Annotated in this window: 16 protein-coding genes and 1 riboswitch; of the genes, 10 read left to right on the forward strand and 6 right to left on the reverse strand. The window is 40.9% G+C overall.

Annotated elements, in window-relative coordinates; translation table 11 throughout:
• Positions 1-36 precede the first annotated feature (36 nt).
• Positions 37-154, reverse strand: a riboswitch (SAM riboswitch).
• Positions 155-221: 67 nt separating this feature from the next.
• On the reverse strand, positions 222-1,133 hold the full coding sequence (gene rarD / locus JF53_RS02785) for an EamA family transporter RarD (protein ID WP_047980580.1): 912 nt from the start codon (positions 1,131-1,133) through the stop codon (positions 222-224).
• Positions 1,134-1,251: 118 nt separating this feature from the next.
• The gene (locus JF53_RS02790) at positions 1,252-1,809 is read right to left on the reverse strand and encodes a Rossmann-fold NAD(P)-binding domain-containing protein (RefSeq protein ID WP_047980581.1); all 558 of its coding nucleotides are present in this window, start codon (positions 1,807-1,809) and stop codon (positions 1,252-1,254) included.
• 160 nt (positions 1,810-1,969) lie between these two features.
• Here JF53_RS02790 and cls point away from each other — a divergent pair, with 160 nt between their 5' ends.
• The 7 genes from cls to hutG all read left to right on the forward strand — a co-directional run bounded on the left by cls (position 1,970) and on the right by hutG (position 11,531).
• A complete protein-coding gene (gene cls, locus JF53_RS02795; RefSeq protein ID WP_047980582.1) occupies positions 1,970-3,412 on the forward strand; it encodes a cardiolipin synthase in 1,443 nt (480 codons plus the stop codon).
• 51 nt (positions 3,413-3,463) lie between these two features.
• A complete protein-coding gene (locus JF53_RS02800) occupies positions 3,464-3,979 on the forward strand; it encodes an acyl-CoA thioesterase (protein WP_047980583.1) in 516 nt (171 codons plus the stop codon).
• A 225-nt stretch (positions 3,980-4,204) separates the two neighbouring features.
• Entirely contained in the window at positions 4,205-5,626 is a 1,422-nt protein-coding gene (locus JF53_RS02805) for an alanine/glycine:cation symporter family protein (protein ID WP_157052452.1), read from the forward strand.
• Positions 5,627-6,145: 519 nt separating this feature from the next.
• Positions 6,146-7,669 carry a histidine ammonia-lyase gene (hutH, locus tag JF53_RS02810; protein WP_047980585.1) on the forward strand — a complete coding sequence of 508 codons (1,524 nt, stop codon included), beginning with the start codon at positions 6,146-6,148 and terminating at the stop codon, positions 7,667-7,669.
• Positions 7,666-9,318: a urocanate hydratase gene (gene hutU / locus JF53_RS02815; protein ID WP_047980586.1), complete on the forward strand. Its 1,653-nt coding sequence runs from the start codon at positions 7,666-7,668 to the stop codon at positions 9,316-9,318. Before hutH ends, hutU begins: the two co-directional genes overlap by 4 nt.
• Before the next feature lie 57 nt (positions 9,319-9,375).
• Positions 9,376-10,584 carry an imidazolonepropionase gene (hutI, locus tag JF53_RS02820; RefSeq protein ID WP_047980594.1) on the forward strand — a complete coding sequence of 403 codons (1,209 nt, stop codon included), beginning with the start codon at positions 9,376-9,378 and terminating at the stop codon, positions 10,582-10,584.
• Positions 10,581-11,531, forward strand: a complete 951-nt coding sequence (gene hutG, locus JF53_RS02825) for a formimidoylglutamase (protein WP_047980587.1) — start codon at positions 10,581-10,583, stop codon at positions 11,529-11,531. The genes hutI and hutG overlap by 4 nt, the downstream gene beginning before the upstream one ends.
• 29 nt (positions 11,532-11,560) lie before the next feature.
• Here hutG and JF53_RS02830 read toward each other — a convergent pair whose 3' ends face one another.
• The gene (locus JF53_RS02830) at positions 11,561-11,896 is read right to left on the reverse strand and encodes a winged helix-turn-helix transcriptional regulator (RefSeq protein WP_047980588.1); all 336 of its coding nucleotides are present in this window, start codon (positions 11,894-11,896) and stop codon (positions 11,561-11,563) included.
• A 210-nt stretch (positions 11,897-12,106) separates the two neighbouring features.
• Here JF53_RS02830 and JF53_RS02835 point away from each other — a divergent pair, with 210 nt between their 5' ends.
• Positions 12,107-13,351, forward strand: a complete 1,245-nt coding sequence (locus JF53_RS02835; protein ID WP_047980589.1) for an aminopeptidase — start codon at positions 12,107-12,109, stop codon at positions 13,349-13,351.
• Positions 13,352-13,576: 225 nt separating this feature from the next.
• Here the strand turns inward: JF53_RS02835 and JF53_RS02840 are convergent, their stop codons facing one another.
• The 3 genes from JF53_RS02840 to recQ all read right to left on the reverse strand — a co-directional run bounded on the left by JF53_RS02840 (position 13,577) and on the right by recQ (position 17,514).
• Positions 13,577-13,906, reverse strand: coding sequence for a hypothetical protein (locus JF53_RS02840; RefSeq protein ID WP_157052453.1), 330 nt, complete (start codon positions 13,904-13,906; stop codon positions 13,577-13,579).
• 120 nt (positions 13,907-14,026) lie between these two features.
• A complete protein-coding gene (locus JF53_RS02845; RefSeq protein ID WP_047980591.1) occupies positions 14,027-14,833 on the reverse strand; it encodes a YitT family protein in 807 nt (268 codons plus the stop codon).
• A 530-nt stretch (positions 14,834-15,363) separates the two neighbouring features.
• Positions 15,364-17,514 (reverse strand): DNA helicase RecQ, encoded by a 2,151-nt coding sequence (recQ, locus tag JF53_RS02850; RefSeq protein ID WP_047980592.1) that lies wholly within the window; start codon positions 17,512-17,514, stop codon positions 15,364-15,366.
• A 607-nt stretch (positions 17,515-18,121) separates the two neighbouring features.
• Between recQ and JF53_RS02855 the strand changes: the two genes are divergently transcribed.
• Both JF53_RS02855 and JF53_RS02860 read left to right on the forward strand, forming a co-directional pair.
• On the forward strand, positions 18,122-19,963 hold the full coding sequence (locus tag JF53_RS02855) for a cation:proton antiporter (RefSeq protein WP_047980593.1): 1,842 nt from the start codon (positions 18,122-18,124) through the stop codon (positions 19,961-19,963).
• Positions 19,964-20,046: 83 nt separating this feature from the next.
• The gene (locus tag JF53_RS02860) at positions 20,047-20,802 is read left to right on the forward strand and encodes a helix-turn-helix domain-containing protein (RefSeq protein WP_053351188.1); all 756 of its coding nucleotides are present in this window, start codon (positions 20,047-20,049) and stop codon (positions 20,800-20,802) included.
• Positions 20,803-20,833 lie beyond the last annotated feature (31 nt).

Below are 20,833 nucleotides of genomic sequence, written 5' to 3' on the forward strand. Positions count from 1 at the left end.
TTCCTAAGAAGAGGGCGTGTATACGGACCGTTCCTCCTCTTATCTTCCAGATCGTATGACCTGTAGGATTTAGCACCTTTTAAGGAAAGTTCAACTTTCACCTAAGGTTGCCGGGTTTCATAGGGCCTATTCCCTCCACCACTCTTGATAAGAGATACAACTATTTAATTATTGACTATTATATTAACGGTGATTGAAGTGGATGTCAACAATTTTCTGAATTATTTTTCTTCCACTTTCATTTTTCGAACAGGGAAGCGATAAACGGATGCTAAATAAATAATCAAAGCAAGCCAGATCAATCCGAATGCAACAAAATGCTCTTTTGAGAATGTCTCATGATAGAGAAATACACCAATAATAAGCATTAAGGTTGGTGCGATGTATTGCAAAAATCCAACCATGGCAAGCGGAATACGTTTCGCACCACTTGCAAACAATAACAGTGGTAATGCTGTGACAATTCCACCACCGATTAATAGTAGGATATCTGCTAAACTACTATTTGGAGCAGAGAAGCTATTGGTTGGAATTATAAGTAAATAGATAAGTGCGATTGGTGTTACAATCATCGTTTCAATAGCTAAACCATACATAGCTGGGATGTCGACTACTTTTTTAAAAACGCCATAAAGTGCGAAAGAAATCGCTAAAAATAACGATACCCACGGGAAGACCCCATAACTAATCGTCAGATATAGTACACCAGTTCCAGCTAATAAAACCGAGAGTGCCTGGCTTTTCGTTAGCTTCTCCTTCAGTACAATGATGGCTAACAAAATACTAATCAAAGGATTAATATAGTAACCAAGACTAGCTTGAATAACATGATTACTGTTTACTGCCCATATGTAAGTAAGCCAATTGAGACTAATTACGACAGATGCAAGTGTAATAAACATAAACTTCTTTTTATCCTTTATAATCCGCTTAAACTCTTGGACGAACCCAGACCATTTACGGACAGAAAGGATGACCAGCACCATAAAAACAAAGGACCAAATAATCCGATGGGCTAATATTTCGCCTGCATCGACCTGGTCGACCAGCTTCCAATAAATCGGTAAGAATCCCCAAATAATATAAGCGCTAGCCGCATACAGCATGCCGAGCTTTTCTGTGTTTTGCTCCATCTTTAACCCTCTTTTAACCAAATTTTATTTCTACTTTCTTTCGCTCACCGAAATAAACTCATTTTAGAATGCTTTACGGAAAAAGGCAATAAAAAGGATTGGGAACAATTAATCGGAGTTAACGTGGTCGTTTGCTCCAAGGTTTTAAGGTCCCAATTACGGTTTCTTTCAAATCGCGTTTGATAACCTTAATAACACCATTGGCAATTTCCTCATGGGTAAGCCATCTTGAGCCATGCTCCTCCATAACAAATCCTAAATAGACACGTCTGTATTCACAAGTTGCTGGAACAGTCGTGTTTTCTTTTACAAAAAAGGAAGAACTGCTTTGTACGTGGATTAATTTCCACGGTTTTTCAAGCGATTGCACCTCCTGGAGAATAATTGGAAGTGCCTTCGGAGCAGAATTATGAATCCAACTAACAATTAGATCTGGAGAGCTTCCATATGGTTGAAGAGCCGCGCGCACTTTAGATTGTAGTTGTTCATCCTCATGATAATCCACCGAGATAGAATGTAGCTGTTCGGGGTTAGTACTTCTAAGCTGCATGGTTTTAAATTTCGCAAGGTCTCGGTGGATAACCAATACTTCATAGCCCTCGTTCACGAGCCAATGACAAACACCTTCAAGCATGCCAGTTCCGCCAATTACAATGGCAACTAATTTTTGTTGCATGAATTCACCACCCTTCAGTTATAGATAAGTATAAGCAAACGGATTTGTATAATCGTATTCCCAGGAAGTATGCTATAGTATAATAGGTAAATATTCGTATGTTAAGCACCATACATTAAAAACAAGTTAGAAATAGCATGAACGTAAAGGGGTAATCGAGATGGAAATCATGCCCTATCTTTTTATGGCATTTATCATTTTTAATATTGCTTTAGGGTTATCAATCGTATTTTTGGAGCGAAAAGATCCATCAGCCACATGGGCATGGTTAATGGTATTACTATTTGTCCCAATTGTTGGCTTTATTCTGTATTTAATTTTCGGTAGAAGGTTGAGCGGTAAACGAATTTTCACCTGGGACGAGAAAGCGAAGCTCGGGGTGAAAACAACCGTCCAAGGGCAAATGCGAGCGATTGAAAATAATGAGTTTATCTATAAACATGAGGACTTAGCGGAGAATAAGGACTTATACTATTTACATTTGCGTAATGATGCGGCGATATTTACACAGGATAATAATGTAGATATTTTCGTTGATGGTGAGGAAAAATTTGCCGCACTATTGAAGGATATGGAGCAGGCTACTGATCATATTCATCTGTTATATTATATCATTCGTCATGATGGATTAGGGCAGCGAATTGCCAATATGCTAGTCAAAAAAGCAGCCGAGGGTGTGGAAGTTCGTGTGCTTTATGATGCATTAGGCACGCGTTATTTACGACCAAAATATTTAAAAATACTGCGCAAAGCAGGCGTACAATTAGATGCATTCTTTCCTTCTAAAATTCCAAAGATAAATTTTAAAATCAATTACCGAAATCACCGAAAACTAGCTATTATTGATGGGAAAATCGGCTATATTGGTGGCTTCAACATTGGTGATGAATATTTAGGAAAAAGTAAGAAATTCGGATACTGGCGCGATACACATCTACGAATACGCGGTGATGCTGTTCAAAGCATGCAGACACGCTTTATTTTGGATTGGAATCAGGCGTCCCGTCATCGTATTGCCTATGATGAGCGTTACTTTAACTCGGAACCAAATGGCGATGTTGGGGTGCAAATTGTCTCCAGCGGACCAGATTCGGATTGGGAACAAATTAAAAACGGGTACATTAAAATGATTTTTTCGGCGAAGAAATACGTCTACATACAAACGCCGTATTTTATCCCAGATGAAAGCTTGAAGGATGCGATTCGTATTGCTTCGCTATCTGGTATTGATGTTAAAATAATGATACCGAATAAACCAGATCACCCATTTGTTTACTGGGCAACACTTTCTTATGTCGGTGATATGTTAGAGGCAGGGGCAGAGGTCTATATTTATCAAAAAGGCTTCCTACACTCCAAAACGATTATTGTGGATGGTAAAATAGCATCAGTAGGAACAGCAAATATTGATGTACGTAGCTTCCGCTTGAATTTTGAAGTCAATGCGTTTTTATATGACCGAGTTCTTGCATACCGACTAGTTGAAGCTTTTAATAATGATATTAAGGTTTCCACCCAAATGACGAAGAAATTATATGCGAAGCGGTCACTTGGAATCCGGATTAAGGAATCGATTTCAAGATTGATATCGCCAATTTTATAACAGGCATTTTTCATTTGCGTAAAAACAAAAACAACAAATGGAGGCATCATAATGGAAAAAAAACCATGCTCTAGTTCGTTAGCAGTGAAAACCTCACATGTATTGCCACCAGATACCAATTATCATGGTACCCTTTTTGGCGGGATCTTAATGGCCCATATTGACGATGTAGCGGCAATTGCTGCTGTCAGACATGCAAGGCGTGCGGTCGTGACCGCCTCAACCGATTCGGTGGATTTCCTGGAGCCTGTAAAAGAAGGGAATTCGATTTGTATCGAGGCATTTGTTACATGGACTCATAATACATCGATGGAGGTATTTGTGAAGGCTGTTGCAGAAGATTTGCTATCGGGGAATCGTAAAGTATGTGCGACAGCATTTCTAACCTTTGTAGCGGTCGATGAAAATTTGCGACCAGTACCAGTGCCTGAGGTGTACCCAGAAACAGAATCAGAGAAGCTATTACATGACGGGGCACCATTACGAGCAGAACGTCGCCGTGAACGGAGAAGTAATTCCAAGGAGTTCGCAGCTAAATTTGGTACGACATACCCATGGAATAAATAAGTCATTTAGGATAAAGTAGTTAGGTAAAGGAGCCTATTTTTAAAATGGGCTTCCTTCTTTTTGAATGGGAGCGCATAATGTGGTACTCGTTGCATAAGTGTAAGGTATACAATCCTCACGTTACGTTTACTATATTTGGTTCCCTTGAGGAATTTTTTCTGAATTGGTTAAGCTAGATAGTAGAATAGAAATACATGAATGTTTTCACCTGAAAGGAGAAAAAGAGTGAGCATCTTAGAGAATATCATCGGTCATATCAATGATTTTTTATGGTCATACGTACTTATTATCGTTTTAATTGGATTGGGGTTATTTTTCACCATCCGAACGCGTTTTGTTCAATTTATTAATTTTCCTGAAATGCTGCGTGTTATCTTTGATAAACGTTCCATAGATGCATCAGGGAAAAAAGGTACCTCATCCTTCCAAGCTTTTGCCATCAGTGCTGCGTCACGGGTAGGTACTGGAAACTTAGCTGGGGTTGCATCTGCAATTGCGCTAGGTGGTCCAGGGGCAGTATTTTGGATGTGGATCATCGCCTTACTCGGTGCTGCGTCAGGATTCGTTGAAAGCACGTTAGCACAAGTGTATAAGGTGCCAGACAAAAATCAATACCGTGGTGGTCCGGCATATTATATGGAAAAAGGGCTAAATAAGCGCTGGCTAGGGATTGTATTTGCGATAACGATTACGTTTACATATGGACTCGTGTTTAATTCGGTTCAGTCCAACACGATTAGCCTAGCATTTGAAGGGCAATTTGCAGTGGACAGTTATATCATGGCCATCGTATTGCTTTTGCTAACGGCTGCTGTTATCTTCGGAGGATTAAAAAGCATTGCGAATGTGTCACAGGTTATCGTTCCAATTATGGCAATACTATACCTTGCCATCGCATTCTATATTGTGCTGTTAAACATTGGCTTAGTTCCAGAAATGCTATCACTTATTTTGGCCAATGCGTTTGGGCTAAAAGAGGTAGCTGGTGGAACCTTTGGTGCAGCGATTATGATGGGAATTAAACGTGGTCTATTTTCCAATGAAGCTGGTATGGGTAGTGCACCAAATGCTGCCGCAACAGCAGAGGTTTCCCATCCGGTAAAGCAAGGCTTAATCCAAGCCTTTGGAGTATTCTTTGACACATTATTAATCTGTTCTGCCACTGGATTCATTGTCATTACGGCAGGAGGATATGAAGGCAGTCAATTAGATGGAATCCAAATAACGCAAAACGCCTTTACCCAACATATCGGGGATTGGGCAGGAATATTTGTAGCCATCGCTATCTTCCTATTTGCGTACAGCTCCATTTTAGGAAATTACTATTATGGAGAGAGCAATATTGGTTACATTAAAAATAGCCCAGGCTGGCTCTTTGTATACCGTGTTGCTGTCTTGGCGATGGTTGCATTCGGTGCATTAGCAAGTTTTGATTTCGTCTGGGCATTAGCAGACCTTACGATGGGTATCATGGCATTAATAAACTTATATGCCATCACCAAACTATATAAAGTCGTCCATCGTGCACTACAAGATTACCGCACACAACGAAAAGCCGGAAAAGACCCTGTATTTACCCGCGACAGCTTAGATGACGCAACCGGCGTAGAATTTTGGCAACCTGGCCAGGTAAAGGGTAGAGATTAAATCGAATAAATGACCGCTTACTTTCTTGGAGAGCGAGCGGTTTTTTTGTGGGGTGGTGGAGCGCAGTTTGGGAAAAGGGTAGAACATCGCTCGAAAACCAGAACTATCGCCCGAAATGCCAGAACATCGCTCAAAATCCTAAACTATCGCTCGAACGGCCAGAACATCGCCCGAAAGCCAGAAGTATCGCTCGAACGGCCGGAATATCGCTCAAAATCCTAAACTATCGCTCGAACAGCCAGAACTATCGCTCGAAAACCAGAACTATCGCCCAAACGACCAGAACATCGCTCGAAATCCAAATCCAGTTTTACCACCACACCCCTACCCCTTGCAATCCAATAAGAAACCGTTTACAATTAAAAGTAAGAAAATTAACACAATGAGGTGCGAAGAATGCGTAACATTCACGCGCAATATCAATTAATCCTTAAATATGCTGGAGGCTGGGAAAATTCCTGAGCCTCCTTTTTGTTTGATCACTTTATCTTGGTAAAGCACTACTTTGGAGGTGTAAGCATGGTGTTATTAACTGGCAGTTCATTAACGTTAGAAGAAGTTAAACGCGTTATTTATCAACGGGAGCCTGTCGTTTTATGTGATAGCCAGCGGCAGAAGATTGATGAAAATAGGTGCACAGTTGAACAGATGTTGGAAGACAAGTCGGTTATGTATGGGATCAATACGGGCTTTGGGAAGTTTAGTGATGTCGTCATTGGCTCGGCAGACGTTGAGGAGCTTCAGCTAAATTTAATCCATTCCCATGCATGTGGGGTAGGGGAACCATTTGAGGAGTCCATTAGTCGGGCAATGGTATTGCTACGCGCCAATGCACTTGCCCAAGGGTATTCAGGTGTTCGGTCAGCGCTTGTGCAGCAGTTAATTAATCTCGTCAATGCGGCGATCCATCCCGTAATCCCGCAGCAAGGGTCGCTTGGCGCGAGTGGTGATTTAGCACCGCTTTCGCATCTGGCTCTCGTTTTATTAGGGGAGGGAGAAGTATTTTATCAAGGGAACAGAATGCCGACAATGGAAGCATTACAAGCAGAAGGATTGCAGCCAATTACCTTACAAGCGAAAGAAGGCCTAGCACTCATTAACGGGACACAGGCGATGACGGCGGTTGGTGTTGTTGCCTATTTGCAGCTGGAAAAATTAATGCATCAAAGTGAATTAACGGCCGCGATGACGTTAGAAGGCTTATATGGGATTATTGATGCGTTCGATGCCGACTTACACCGTGTTAGAGGGCATCAGGAACAAGTAGAAGTGGCCCAAAGAATGCAAACAATACTTCGAGACAGTCAACTCACAACCGTACAAGGTGAAATTCGTGTGCAGGATGCGTACTCCTTAAGATGTATTCCGCAGGTTTTAGGTGCATGCTGGCAAACAATCAACTATGCAAAGGAAAAGCTAACAACAGAAATCAATGCGGTCACCGACAATCCATTAATTTTTTCTCATTCGAATAAAGTTATTTCTGGTGGGAATTTTCATGGTCAGCCGATTGCCTTTGCGATGGATTTTCTCAAACTAGGTATAGCTGAAACAGCAAGTATCTCAGAGCGACGAATCGAGCGGTTAGTTAATCCACAACTCAATGATTTACCTGCCTTTTTAAGTCCGAATCCAGGACTAGAATCAGGTGCGATGATAATGCAGTATAGTGCAGCTTCACTCGTATCGGAAAATAAAACATTGGCACATCCAGCAAGTGTGGATTCGATCCCATCCTCAGCCAACCAGGAGGATCACGTCAGCATGGGGACGATAGCCGCTCGGCATGCATTGGCAATGCTGCAAAACACAAGACGTGTCATTGCAATTGAACTGATTTGTGCGATGCAAGCAGTGGAATATCGTGGGATTGAAAAAATGGCAAGGGCGACGCGTGATTTTTATAAGCGTGCGCGGAAAATCGTGGCGAGTATCACGAAGGATCGCGTTTTTTCAACGGATATTGAGAAATTGACCAACTGGTTAATGGAATCGAGTGAAAGTGAAGTCAATTTGGAAAAAGGAGAGGTGAAGCCTGTATGAATCGAGTAGAGGTTCGTGCCAAAAGAGGATTGGAATTAGAGTGTAAGGGCTGGGAGCAGGAAGCGGCACTCCGCATGCTGTACAACAATCTTGATCCCGAGGTAGCAGAAAACCCGGAGGAATTGGTTGTCTATGGTGGGATTGGAAAAGCAGCACGAAATTGGGATGCTTTTCATGCCATTGTTAAAACGCTACGAAATCTGGAGAACGATGAAACAATGCTGATCCAATCTGGAAAACCAGTTGGGGTATTTAAAACCCATCGCCACGCACCACGAGTACTATTAGCAAACTCTGTATTGGTACCGAAGTGGGCAACATGGGAACATTTTCACCAGTTAGATCAACAGGGGTTAATGATGTATGGACAAATGACAGCGGGAAGCTGGATTTATATTGGAACACAAGGCATTCTCCAAGGGACATATGAAACCTTCGCCGCAGTTGCAAAAGAGCATTTCGGAGGATCCCTAAAAGGTACGATCACCTTGACCGCAGGACTAGGTGGAATGGGTGGTGCACAGCCATTAGCGGTGACGATGAACGAAGGTGTGGTTATTGCAGTTGACGTTGATAAATCGAGGATCGAGAAGCGGCTCAAGACGAAATACTGTGATGTCATGACCGAAAGTATTGAGGATGCTATTAACCTAGCGACTGAGGCAAAGGATGCGGGTAGAGCCCTATCAATTGGTTTAATCGGAAATGCTGCAGAGGTACATCACGAACTCCTCAAGCGACCAATTCAAATTGACATCGTAACCGATCAGACATCGGCTCATGATCCGTTAAATGGCTATATTCCGCTCGGCTATACAATAACAGAAGCGGAGTCACTACGTAAATTAGACCCGGAAAAATATATGTCTCTAGCGAAGCAAAGCATGGCGAAACATGTGGAGGCGATGCTTGCTTATCAAGAAACAGGGTCCATCGTTTTCGATTATGGCAATAATATCCGACAAGTTGCCAAGGATGAAGGAGTTACCAACGCATTTGATTTTCCGGGCTTTGTACCTGCTTACATTCGCCCACTATTTTGTGAGGGCAAAGGTCCATTCAGATGGGCAGCATTGTCTGGTGACCCAGCGGACATTTATCGTACCGATCAATTAATAAAGGAGCTTTTCCCGGAAAATGAAGCACTCCTGCGCTGGATTGATTTGGCAGCGGAACGCGTGGCATTTCAAGGATTGCCAGCTAGGATTTGTTGGTTAGGCTACGGGGAAAGAGCGAAACTGGGGTTAGCGATTAATGAACTCGTACGAACAGGGGAATTAAAAGCACCAATTGTCATCGGTAGGGATCATTTGGACTGTGGTTCCGTTGCCTCACCGAACCGGGAAACAGAAAGTATGAAGGATGGAAGTGACGCAGTAGGCGATTGGGCAATCCTCAATGCGTTACTAAATACAGCAGCAGGTGGCTCATGGGTATCGTTCCATCATGGTGGCGGTGTTGGAATGGGCTATTCCTTACATGCTGGGATGGTAATTGTAGCCGATGGGACAGATTTGGCAAAAGAAAGACTAGAGCGAGTACTTACAACAGATCCAGGTATGGGAATCATTCGTCATGCAGATGCAGGTTATGAGACAGCACAACAATTTGCAGACGAACATGGTATTACGATACCGATGAAAAAGTAAGGGGGAGTATAGGTGCAGATAGATATTCTGATTACCAATATCGGTCAACTACTACCGATGGATAAAAAGGGACCTGTAAAAGGCAGAGACATGACTATGTTAACTGTATGGAATGATGCAGCAATTGGGATAAAAGGAGACCAAGTAGTCTGGATTGGCTCGACGAAAGAATCTTCTATTCTAGAAGCTTCCAAAACAATTGATGCGAATGGAAGACTAGTAACCCCGGGATTAGTTGATCCCCATACCCATTTAGTCTTTGGTGGATCACGAGAAGAAGAGATGGCACTAAAACAGCAAGGAGTGCCTTACCTCGATATCTTAAAACAAGGTGGCGGGATTCTATCAACTGTTCGAGCGACACGAGAGGCAACGTATCAGGAGCTACTAGAAAAGGCGCTCTTCCATCTGGACCGAATGGCCATGCATGGTATCACGACAGTTGAGGCTAAAAGTGGCTATGGATTAGATGCAGTAACCGAGCTAAAACAGCTACGAGTGGTAAAAGAAGCAACTACTGTTCATCCACTCGATATAGTTTCCACATTCCTCGGTGCTCATGCAATTCCGCCGGATTATCGTGATGATCCGGAAGCATTCTTAACGGACATGAGCGAGCTGTTCGATGTGATTAAACAAGAGAATCTAGCAGAATTCATTGATATTTTTACCGAAACAGGGGTATTTTCTATTGTCCAGTCGAGAAGATATTTATTAAAAGCCAAGGAAAAAGGCTTTGGATTAAAAATTCATGCCGATGAAATTGATCCACTAGGGGGAACAGAATTAGCCGTAGAGCTTGGTGCAATTAGTGGGGATCATTTAGCGGTAACCTCAGATGAGGGGATACAGAAGCTAGCAAACTCACAAACGATTGGTGTTATTTTGCCAGGAACAAGCTTTTACCTTGGAAAGGATGACTATGCACGGGCTCGGGACATGATTGATGCAGGGGCAGCAATTGCACTCGCAACGGATTTTAACCCAGGTAGCTCTGTGACGGAAAACCTGCAGCTGATTATGGCAATTGCCGCTTTGAAGCTAAACCTATCACCTGAGGAAATTTGGCATGCGGTCACAGTTAATGCGGCTCATGCTATTGGACGTGGGGAGCAAGCAGGCCGGATCGCTATTGGAAGAAAGGCTGATATCGTGATTTGGGATGCACCGAATTATAAGTATATTCCCTACCATTTTGGTGTGAATCATACAAATACCGTGATAAAAAATGGAAAGGTACTTTATGAAAGGCCGGCGATTCGATGAAGGAGATACGTCATGTTAAGCATGCTGGGCAAGCAATTTTCAAGGATCGTTTTACTGTAAAAGCGAAGGAATTACTTACGCCATGGTCACCGGCATTACAAGGAAGCTATGGGTTACTAGGGCTACCATTATCCAAGACCTCGATTAGTCATTCAGGAGCATCTTTTGCGCCAAGTGCTATTCGAGAAGCACTCCAAGGCTATTCAATCTATTCAGGTGAGCATCAGCTAGATTTAACAGAGTCAATTTTGGATTTCGGTGATATTATAATGCATCCAACCGACCTACTGGCTAACCACACGAGACTATATGAAGGACTAGTTGATATGTATCAAACAAAGGCAGCACAGAACTGGTTTTTGCTAGGGGGAGATCATTCCGTCAGCTATGCTTCGATTAAAGCTTTTAAGGAGCAATATCAGTCTGTTGGAATTATTCAGTTTGATGCCCATCATGACTTGCGGAATCTAGCGGACGGTGGACCAACAAATGGCACGCCATTTCGTAGATTACTGGAAGAAGGCATCATTTCTGGCGATGCATTCGTTCAAATCGGGATACGTGATTTTTCGAATGCAAAAGCCTACCATGAGTACGCTATAGAACAAGGCGTTACCGTCTATGCGATGGCAGATGTACGACAACAATCCCTGCCGGCTATCCTCACAAAGGAAATTAATAGACTAAAAGAACAGGTTGAGTTTATCTATCTTTCAGTGGATATGGATGTGCTGGATCAAGCATTTGCACCAGGTTGCCCAGCAATTGGCCCAGGCGGGATGGATAGTGTGACATTACTAGAAGGAATTAGCTGTGCAGCCAAGCACAAACAAGTAAAAGCGATGGATATTGTGGAAATTGACCCAACGATCGACTTCCGCAATATGACGAGTAAGCTAGCGGCTTATATATTGCTAGAATACATGAAAGGGAAGCAAATAAAATAGCGTGCAAGGCTCATCGCCCTGCACGCATATTAACTCTCCGTAATCTTATCACTAACTTCGTCCAATTCAATCCAATCATTAGCCCAGCTCTGAATATCATCAATAACTGGTCGAAGTGATTCACCTTTTTTGGACAAAGAGTATTCAATTCGAACTGGAAATTCGGAATAAATATTTCGCTCTACTATGCCTTCCTTTTCAAGCATCTTGAGTCGGTCGGAGAGCAGTCTGCCGCTAATTGGTAAATTTGATTCCATTTCCGAAAAACGCTTTTCGCCGGTTAATAGTTCAAATAAAATCAAACCAACCCAGCGTTTGCTTATGATCTGCATCGCTTTTTCAAATCGTGGACATAATTCACTCATTAGGATCACCTCTCTAACCGTGGTATCGTAATAGGTTACCTTAACTTACTTACAAAAAGTAACTGAAATAATCATATCATAACCATTTAGAAGTGTAAAATGCTAAAATTTAGAAGCAATTCACAAAACTAGTGAAAGTTAGTTGGATATTTTGGTATTTTGTGAAATAATAACGGTATACGAAATATTATTTTTATTGGAGGTTTCGAAATGGTATCACAACAAATTCAAGAAAAATATGCCGAATTAGCTCTTCGTACAGGTGTTAATTTGCAAAAAGGGCAAGCATTAATGATAAACAGTTCATTAGAAGGGGCAGATTTCACCAAGATTGTTGCAAAAAAAGCCTATGAGCTAGGTGCTAAAGACGTACATATTAACTGGGCTGACGATGAATTAACATTATTAAAATACCAATATGCGCCAGAAGAAGTTATTGCCGACTATCCAGAATGGAAGGTTAAACTTCATGATACGTTTGCAGAAGATGGGGCAGCTGTTCTAAATATCCGTTCAACCAATCCAGATCTTCTAAAAGATATCGATCCGAAAAAAGTAGCAAAAGCAAATAAGGCTGCGGCACAAGCTATGACGAATTTCCGTAAATATACGATGAACGATAAGATAACGTGGTCAATTATCTCTATCCCAACAGGGGACTGGGCACAAAAGATTTTCCCAGACAAATCTCGTGAAGATGCGATCGCAAGTCTTTGGGAAGCAATTATTAAAATTGTACGCGTGGATCAAGAAGATCCAATTGCAGCATGGGATGCCCATAATGAAACATTGAAAACTGCGCGTGAGATTTTAAATGAGAAAAACTACAAAAAGCTTATCTTTAAAGCACCAGGAACTGATTTAGAATTAGAGCTTCCAGATGGCCATATTTGGAAGGGTGGATCAGCTGTTTCTGAAAAAGGCATTACCTTCAATCCGAATATGCCTACCGAAGAAGTATTCTCGATGCCACATAAATATGGTGTCAATGGAACAGTTGCGAGCACGAAGCCATTGAACTATGGTGGAAGCTTAATCGATAACTTTAGCCTAACATTCAAAGACGGTAAAGTAGTTGATTTTAAAGCAGAACAGGGACAAGATACATTAAAACACTTGTTAGAAACAGATGAAGGAGCAAGTCGTTTAGGAGAAATCGCACTTGTACCACACGAATCTCCTGTTTCCCAATCAGGGTTAATTTTCTATAATACATTATTTGATGAAAATGCCTCCTGCCATATCGCACTTGGAAAAGCATATCCAACCAATGTTAAAGGTGGATCTGCGATGAATGAAGCAGAGCTAGATAAAGCGGGCGTAAATGATAGCTTAACACACGTGGACTTCATGATCGGATCTGAAAAGCTTGACATCGATGGTGTAAAAGCTGACGGTTCAAGTGAGCCAGTTTTCCGCAACGGAACATGGGCATTAGATATTACAGGAAAATAAACCATAAGAAAAACCTGCTACACGCTAAGGGTGTGGCAGGTTTTTTATGTGGTAAGAATCTTTTAACCTAGTATTCTTTTTTATTGAAAATACTTGCGATAGCATGGGAAATTTCTATTCCCTGATAGGAAAATAAAACAACCGCAGTTACCGAAAATACTCCCATCATAATTATACGAGCCAACATAATTCGCTTTAGCCTCCTCTAAAAAACAATGTGATTATCTAATTTGTTTTTAAAAGAGGTGAAACAACGTAATTCGATTGGTAAAAGATCGGTGTGAGTACGATAAGTCGTCTTACTAATTGGATAACAAACCGGAATGAGAAGATGAAGTAGAATCCTACAAAAACAAACATCTCGAAACCTTGCATGGTTATCTTATGTTTCCCGTATCCATCAATAGGCTGCAAATCCTCCGAAGTAGAGGAAGCGCTGTTTCCATTTTCTTGAACAACTAAAGGACTGCTATGATCAATATGGGCGGGAAAAAGTAAGAAAGAACCACTTATAATCGCGACAATCATCAAAAGGGCAACGTATTTTTTCATCAAAATCACTCCCCTTTTTTGTAATGTATATCAGTATACACCCATTTTCATTAAAAAAGAAGTTTAAAAGATTAATGAAATTGTAAATTTACACGGATGGGTGGCTTGAGTCTACGCCATTCCTTAATTCTTCGCAAAAGCCCCGTCAACCTCTACCGTTTCATAAACATTGATAAATGCTTTCGCATCATGCTTACGGACAATTTCTTTAATTTGCATCGTTTCATAGCGGGTAACGACCATCATCAGAACTTGTTTCTTCTCTAATGTATAGCCGCCATAGCCATCGGTAATCGTGATACCGCGATAAATCGATTGCAGGAGCTCCTTACGAATCGGCTCTCCCTTAGTCGTGACAATTTGCATCGTTAGTTTGATGTGACTCGTATGGATTTTATCAATAATTCTTCCGGATATATAGATAGACAGCAATGTATATAACGCAATATTCCAATCAAAAATCGCGCCAGAAATGAGAACAATAATCCCATTCATACCGGTCAAAATTAACCCAACACTAACATTGCTTACCCGTGAAACAATAATCGCGACAATGTCTAAGCCACCTGATGAACCGGAGTATTTCAGAATGAGTCCAATTCCGATTCCGCATAAAGCACCACCAAATAGGGTGGAAAGTAAGATGTTGTCAGCGACTTGAACGACTGGTAATACATATAAAAATATTGAAAGTGAAATCACACATAATAAAGTATTCGTCGTAATTTCTTTTCCAAGTTTATAATAGCTTAATATGATAAGCGGAATGTTTAACACGAAATTCAGAATTCCTGTATCAAATGGCGTTATGAGCCCAAGTAATATGGCGATACCGCTGATGCCACTACTTAATATATGATAGGGAACAAGAAAGAAATTGAATGAAAAAGCGATGATCAACGATCCTAGAATTACAATAATATTCTTCAAGCTGTAAACCTCCTCGTGAAGCAGAAAAAATAACCATATAAAATGGAGCATTATTTCTAGTATTGTCTATCGAAAGGGATGTATAATCCTGATTTGGATGTGTAAGGATATGATGTTCTGTATAGTACAGATTGTGATAAGCCGTAAGATAAATAAAAAAACTTATCCTGTTATCGGGACAAGTTAAAAATTACAATATAACAACACTACACCAACCGGTGGACATGCCCCTAGTTAGGAGGATGCCAAGGGGAATCTCTTAGCTATATCGAAATTGTTCACTTTATCGCTTTAGTTAATTGAAATAATGTTATCAGAACAATAGACCCTCGTCAATGCTCATCACAGATGTAAAAATAAAGAGAAAAGTCAGAGACCTGGGTAAGTAAACCATGCCACGCTTTTCTCTGGAAATCCTCTACTAACCAAACCATGTAGGAACAGCACATGAAACGGAAAGAAATTCATCAGTACTATCTGAAATGACGAACTAACAGATGAGAAATAACTCAAGATTTTCCCCGTTACACTCACATTTCTAATACCCCATTCTTAGCCAATACAGCCCTGATTTTCGTATAGTCATAGCTATCAGGTAACGCTTCTTTTAAAGGCTTAAGTTTTGGATCTGTTATTTCTTCTCTTGCTGCTAATATGGTAGCTTCTTCTTCCTCATTAAAGAAGATATTCCATGCAATAGGATAGCCATCTTGGAAGGCTTTAAACAAATGGTTTTCAATTGTCATTGGCTTCATATCACGAATAACGGCAATATCCTTGATCGATTTACCAGATTGAAAAAGCTTATAGCTGGCTAAATGGCTTGGACCGTCTTCTTGTTGATTTCGTGGCTTTGGTGCAGGGGTGGATCCCGATATTTTGACTCTTGTTCTCGCCTCAGGATTTTCCGCGCGCCAAGATTGGATGACGTGTAAGAATGCTTCACCATATTGGTCGTATTTCTTTTCACCGACTCCTTTAATTTCTAACATATCTTCTCTAGTCGCTGGAAAGTAACGACTTAGTTCTTTTAATGTGGCATCTGAGAATAAAACATAAGGTGGAACATTTTTTTCATCGGCAATTTCTTTTCGTAACGCTCGTAAGGATTCAAATAGATCTTTGTAATAATCGTCCTCTTCACCAGTCGGGATCGGTGCTGTGTACATTTCAACAGTTCTTATGCCCTTTAATACGTCGACCGAGTTCTGATTTAATTTTAATGTCGGGAATTTGCCCTCTTCCGTGGCTAGAAGTTGTTCTGCCACTAGAAAATGGATGCGTTCAGTTAAATCCTTTTCGGTGTAAGCAGACAGTAAGCCATAGGTCGAGATTTTGTGTAGGTTGAATTCTTGGACCTTCTTATCCTTTGATCCTTTTAAGACCTTTGCCGTCATACTAACGCCAAAGCGTTCACCCATCCGCTTAACACAAGACAAAATCATTTGTGCTTCTTCCGTTATATCTTCCTTTTCAAGCTTTTCAACACAATTACTACAGCGTCCACAATGAGGCTGGGAATGTGTATCATTAAAATAATCTAAAATGAATGTACTCAAACAGCCTTGTGTGTGGCAGTAATTGACCATCGCTTGTAGCTTCCGATATTCCTGCTGCTTCGCTTGTTCATCCATAAGTGATTGTTCAATTAAAAACTTTTGTAGTTGAATATCCTGCGGGGAAAATAGTAATATACAATCACTTGCTTCTCCATCTCGACCAGCACGTCCAGCTTCCTGGTAATAGGATTCAATATTCATTGGCATCGCATAATGAATCACATAACGCACATTGGATTTATCAATTCCCATTCCGAATGCATTAGTGGCAATCATCACGGGCATTTCATCATGAATAAAAGCAGCTTGAGCTCTTTTTCGATCTAATTCTGTCATCCCAGCGTGATATTTCGCCACTCGGATCCCTCGTTTACTTAACTGCTCATACAGTGCGTCTGCCTGTTTTCTTGTCGCTGTATAAATAATACCGGACTCATCCGGATGTTCTTCTAAAAAGGCGCGAATATAGGTTGCGCGATCTTTTCCTTTTACAATATGAAAAGCAAGATTATCACGGGCAAAGCCAGTGTTAATCACATGGTCATTATCAATATGAAGTAACTCTTGAATGTCGGTAATAACCGCTTCAGTTGCGGTGGCTGTTAACGCCATCACCACCGGGATATTGGTCAATCGTTTTAGATTTGGAACAATGGATCGATAGCTTGGACGAAAATCATGGCCCCATTGGGAAATACAATGGGCCTCATCAAAGGCTACTAAAGCAATTGTTAACGATTTTATTAATGAGACAAACGCTGTTGATTCGAAGCGCTCAGGAGCAACATATACAAATTTATATCGCCCAGCGGCAATATCCGTCATCCGCTGATCATGTTCCGCGTTTGTTAAGGAGCTATTGATAAATGTTGCAGCAATACCTAATGCGAGGAGGGAGTCTACTTGGTCTTTCATTAATGAAATTAACGGGGAAATGATAATCGCCGTTCCGTCTAATGTCAGGCCGGGAATTTGATAACAAATCGATTTTCCTCCACCTGTCGGCATAACCGCTAACGTGTTGGTGGATGTAATAACTTTTTCAATGACCTCCTGTTGGCCAGGACGGAATCCTTCATAGCCAAAATAGGTCCGAAGTGCTTTTTCTTGTGCAGTAATCATGTTACGCCTCCTCTCAATGTTTAATCCTATCATATTTTACAGTCTACGACGAACGATTAAAAAGTAAAAAAGTAGTCTAATTATTGTTAGAAAAATGAAAAGTGTAGGAAGAATATTTTTGTTTTCTCCACTCATAAAATAGCGTTATTAAATTTCCGTAAAAGAAGATACTAATTTTATCCAGTACGAACGATGTTTTCGCGAAGCAGGCGATATTTTAGTGGTTTGGGCGATAATTACGCGAAACGAGCGATAAACTTGTGTTTCGGGCGATAATTACGCGAAACGAGCGATAAACTTGTGTTTCGGGCGATAATTACGCGAAACGAGCGATAAACTTGTGTTTCGAGCGATAATTACGTGAAACGAGCGATAAACTTGTGTTTCGAGCGATAATTACGTGAAACGAGCGATAAACTTGTGTTTCGAGCGATAATTACGCGAAACGAGCGATAAACTTGTGTTTCGAGCGATAATTATGTGAAACGAGCGATAATCTCACATTTCAAGCGATATCAAGCGAGTACCAGAGATAAAGGAGAAAATAGTTTACTTTTTGGGCATAGGCATTTAGAATGACTTTATATTTTAAATTAGGGGGCATGAAATGGTAAATTCGTTATTATTTGAAATCATGCTTGTCTTCTTTCTAGGGATTGGATCTCAATGGGTAGCCTGGCGTTATCGCATGCCAGCGATTGTTGTGATGGCTGTCACAGGTCTCTTGATTGGTCCAATTTTCGGATTTATTAATCCTGAGGAAGACTTTGGTGGCCTTTATCATCCGATTATTTCTGTTGCAGTAGCGATTATACTATTTGAGGGTAGTCTTAACTTAAGCTTCAAAGAACTTAGAGGACTTGGGAAACCTATCTTCAGAATATCCACTGTTGGTGCGTTCATTGCATGGATATTGGGTTCACTAACTGCACATTATATAGCTGGACTTTCTTGGGCGGTTGCGTTCGTTATTGGTGGGTTGTTTATCGTAACGGGACCAACTGTTATTATGCCGTTACTTCGGCAATCAAAATTGAAGCCTAGACCGGCCAAAATTTTGAAGTGGGAAGGAATTATAGTTGACCCAATTGGTGCCTTATTAGCTGTATTTGCCTTTGAAATTATTGCTTATTTAACTGCTAATGACCCAGACGGATCGACATTATTAATGTTCTTTGCTGCGTCCTTATTTGCAGCGATATTTGGATGGTTATGTGGTAAAGGGATTGGCTGGATGTTTGAAACAGGCTATATTCCTGAATTCCTTAAATCGCCTGCAGTTTTTACAGTCGTTATTCTCTGCTTCACGATTGCGGATGAAGTGATGCATGAGACGGGACTATTATCGGTGACGGCGATGGGGATTACCCTTGCGAATATGGGTATCTCATCAGTTGCAGATATGCGTCACTTTAAGGAAAATATTTCGATTCTGCTTATCTCAGCAATTTTCATCATGCTAACCGCATCCCTACAAGTGGAAACAATTCTTGAGATTTTCAGTCCAAATATTATTGGGTATGTTGTGTTAATGATGTTCTTGGTTCGACCGTTGTCCATCTTCCTTTCTACGATTGGAACAGGGTTAACGATTAATGAGAAGTTATTAGTTGGCTGGATTGCGCCTAGAGGTATTGTTGCGTTGACGGTTTCGAGCTATTTTGCTTCTATTTTACTAGAGGCAGGCTATGAAGATGCATCTATCTTAACGACATTAACCTTTGGCCTCGTATTCTTTACGGTACTTGCCCATGGCTTTTCTATTGGGTGGCTGGCTAAGAAATTAAACCTTTCCATGGAAGGTAGACCAGGAACATTAATTGTTGGTAGTAATGTTTTTACAGTGGAACTAGCTAAATCACTGGCAAAAGTAAATGTGCCAATTATTATCGTCGATCATTCTTGGGAACGATTGAAGGTGGCGCGTGAAGCAGGCGTGCCGTTCTATCACGAGGAAATGCTTTCGGAGCAAACGGAATATCATCTGGACACGATTCCATATGAATATTTGATTGCTGCAACCGAGAGTAGGTCTTATAATTCCCTCGTATGTACGACGTTTATGCCAGAATATGGCCGGACGAATGTCTTTAAGGTGAGTCCATACGATAAGATTTATGGTACAACGACGGAGATTGTTTCAAAGGTAGGCGGAAGAATCCTCTTCAAGAAAGAAGTTAACCTTGAGGATTTAATCAATAAGATTAATCAAGGCTATGTATTCCGACAAACCACGATAACCGATCAATACAGCTATAAGCAATACAGGGAAGAAGCGGATGATGAAACGGTGTTCTTATATCTCATTAGACCATCCGGGCAAATCAAGTTTTACTCGGAGGAAATGCGAACTGTTCCAAGTACTGGCGACATCATCGTAAGCCTAATGCCGAGAACAAAAGAACAAGCAAAGATCCAAGCAAGACTAGAAAACGAAAAAGAAGATTAAAAAAATGAGCGTCTGCCTTCATTTGATATGCTCCCCCTAAAGTAGACACCAAAAAAACAAAACTACTTTAGGGGGAGTTTTTTATGCGTTCTAATAGTAAACATTCTGTTGATGAACTTGAAAGATATATTCAAATGTACCTTGATGAAGGATGGAGCTATCGGGAGTTAAGTGAAAAGAAGGGTCTGCTGTTAAGTAAATCGGTATTTAATAAAAAAGTGCTGAGATACCAAGAACAGGGGATTAGAGGCATTCAAACGAAGAGGAGAAATAATAAATATAGTAAAGAGTTTAAGGACTTGATCGTTAAAGAACGCATCGAACAAGGCACACCTTTCATACAGTTAGCTCGCAAGTATGGTATTCCGAATGATAGTACTGTTCGAAATTGGATCATCAAGTATACTGAGGGGGAGGAATTAAAAACTTATTCTCCAAAACCCGAGGTGTATACAATGAAAAGTAGAAAAGTGACGCATGAAGAAAAAGTTGAGATTGTCAAAGCATGTTTAGCCAATAACTTATCTTATAAAGACACAGCTGAAAAATATCAGGTTTCTTATAATAATATTTACTCATGGGTTCAAAAGTACAAAGCGCATGGTCCTGATGGACTGGTAGATGGACGAGGCCACGGAAAGCCAGACAAGATCCAAACAGATGAAGAAAAGTTACGAACAGAAATTGCAGCATTAAAAGCACGAAATGAGTACCTTGAAACAGAGAACGCTGCGCTAAAAAAGTTAGAAGAAGTGGAAAGAGAGTTGATGTTACGCAAACGCGGTATGAGGCAGAGTACCAAACAATCAAAAAGCTCGAAAAAAAGGGGTTCAAAATAACCATACTATGTGAAGCATTAGGTGTGAGTCG

It is taken from the genome of Ornithinibacillus contaminans (assembly GCF_001038425.2).
Lineage (GTDB): Bacteria > Bacillota > Bacilli > Bacillales > Amphibacillaceae > Ornithinibacillus > Ornithinibacillus contaminans.

Bases quoted from the DNA above. Each gene is read 5' to 3' on its own strand.
- recQ (WP_047980592.1), bottom strand. From the start codon at position 17,514: ATGATTACTGCACAAGAAAAAGCACTTCGGACCTATTTTGGCTATGAA.
- JF53_RS02800 (WP_047980583.1), top strand. From the start codon at position 3,464: ATGGAAAAAAAACCATGCTCTAGTTCGTTAGCAGTGAAAACCTCACAT.
- JF53_RS02855 (WP_047980593.1), top strand. From the start codon at position 18,122: ATGGTAAATTCGTTATTATTTGAAATCATGCTTGTCTTCTTTCTAGGG.
- hutU (WP_047980586.1), top strand. From the start codon at position 7,666: ATGAATCGAGTAGAGGTTCGTGCCAAAAGAGGATTGGAATTAGAGTGT.
- hutG (WP_047980587.1), top strand. From the start codon at position 10,581: ATGAAGGAGATACGTCATGTTAAGCATGCTGGGCAAGCAATTTTCAAG.
- JF53_RS02860 (WP_053351188.1), top strand. From the start codon at position 20,047: ATGCGTTCTAATAGTAAACATTCTGTTGATGAACTTGAAAGATATATT.
- JF53_RS02835 (WP_047980589.1), top strand. From the start codon at position 12,107: ATGGTATCACAACAAATTCAAGAAAAATATGCCGAATTAGCTCTTCGT.
- hutH (WP_047980585.1), top strand. From the start codon at position 6,146: ATGGTGTTATTAACTGGCAGTTCATTAACGTTAGAAGAAGTTAAACGC.
- hutI (WP_047980594.1), top strand. From the start codon at position 9,376: ATGGATAAAAAGGGACCTGTAAAAGGCAGAGACATGACTATGTTAACT.
- JF53_RS02790 (WP_047980581.1), bottom strand. From the start codon at position 1,809: ATGCAACAAAAATTAGTTGCCATTGTAATTGGCGGAACTGGCATGCTT.
- JF53_RS02830 (WP_047980588.1), bottom strand. From the start codon at position 11,896: ATGAGTGAATTATGTCCACGATTTGAAAAAGCGATGCAGATCATAAGC.
- rarD (WP_047980580.1), bottom strand. From the start codon at position 1,133: ATGGAGCAAAACACAGAAAAGCTCGGCATGCTGTATGCGGCTAGCGCT.
- cls (WP_047980582.1), top strand. From the start codon at position 1,970: ATGGAAATCATGCCCTATCTTTTTATGGCATTTATCATTTTTAATATT.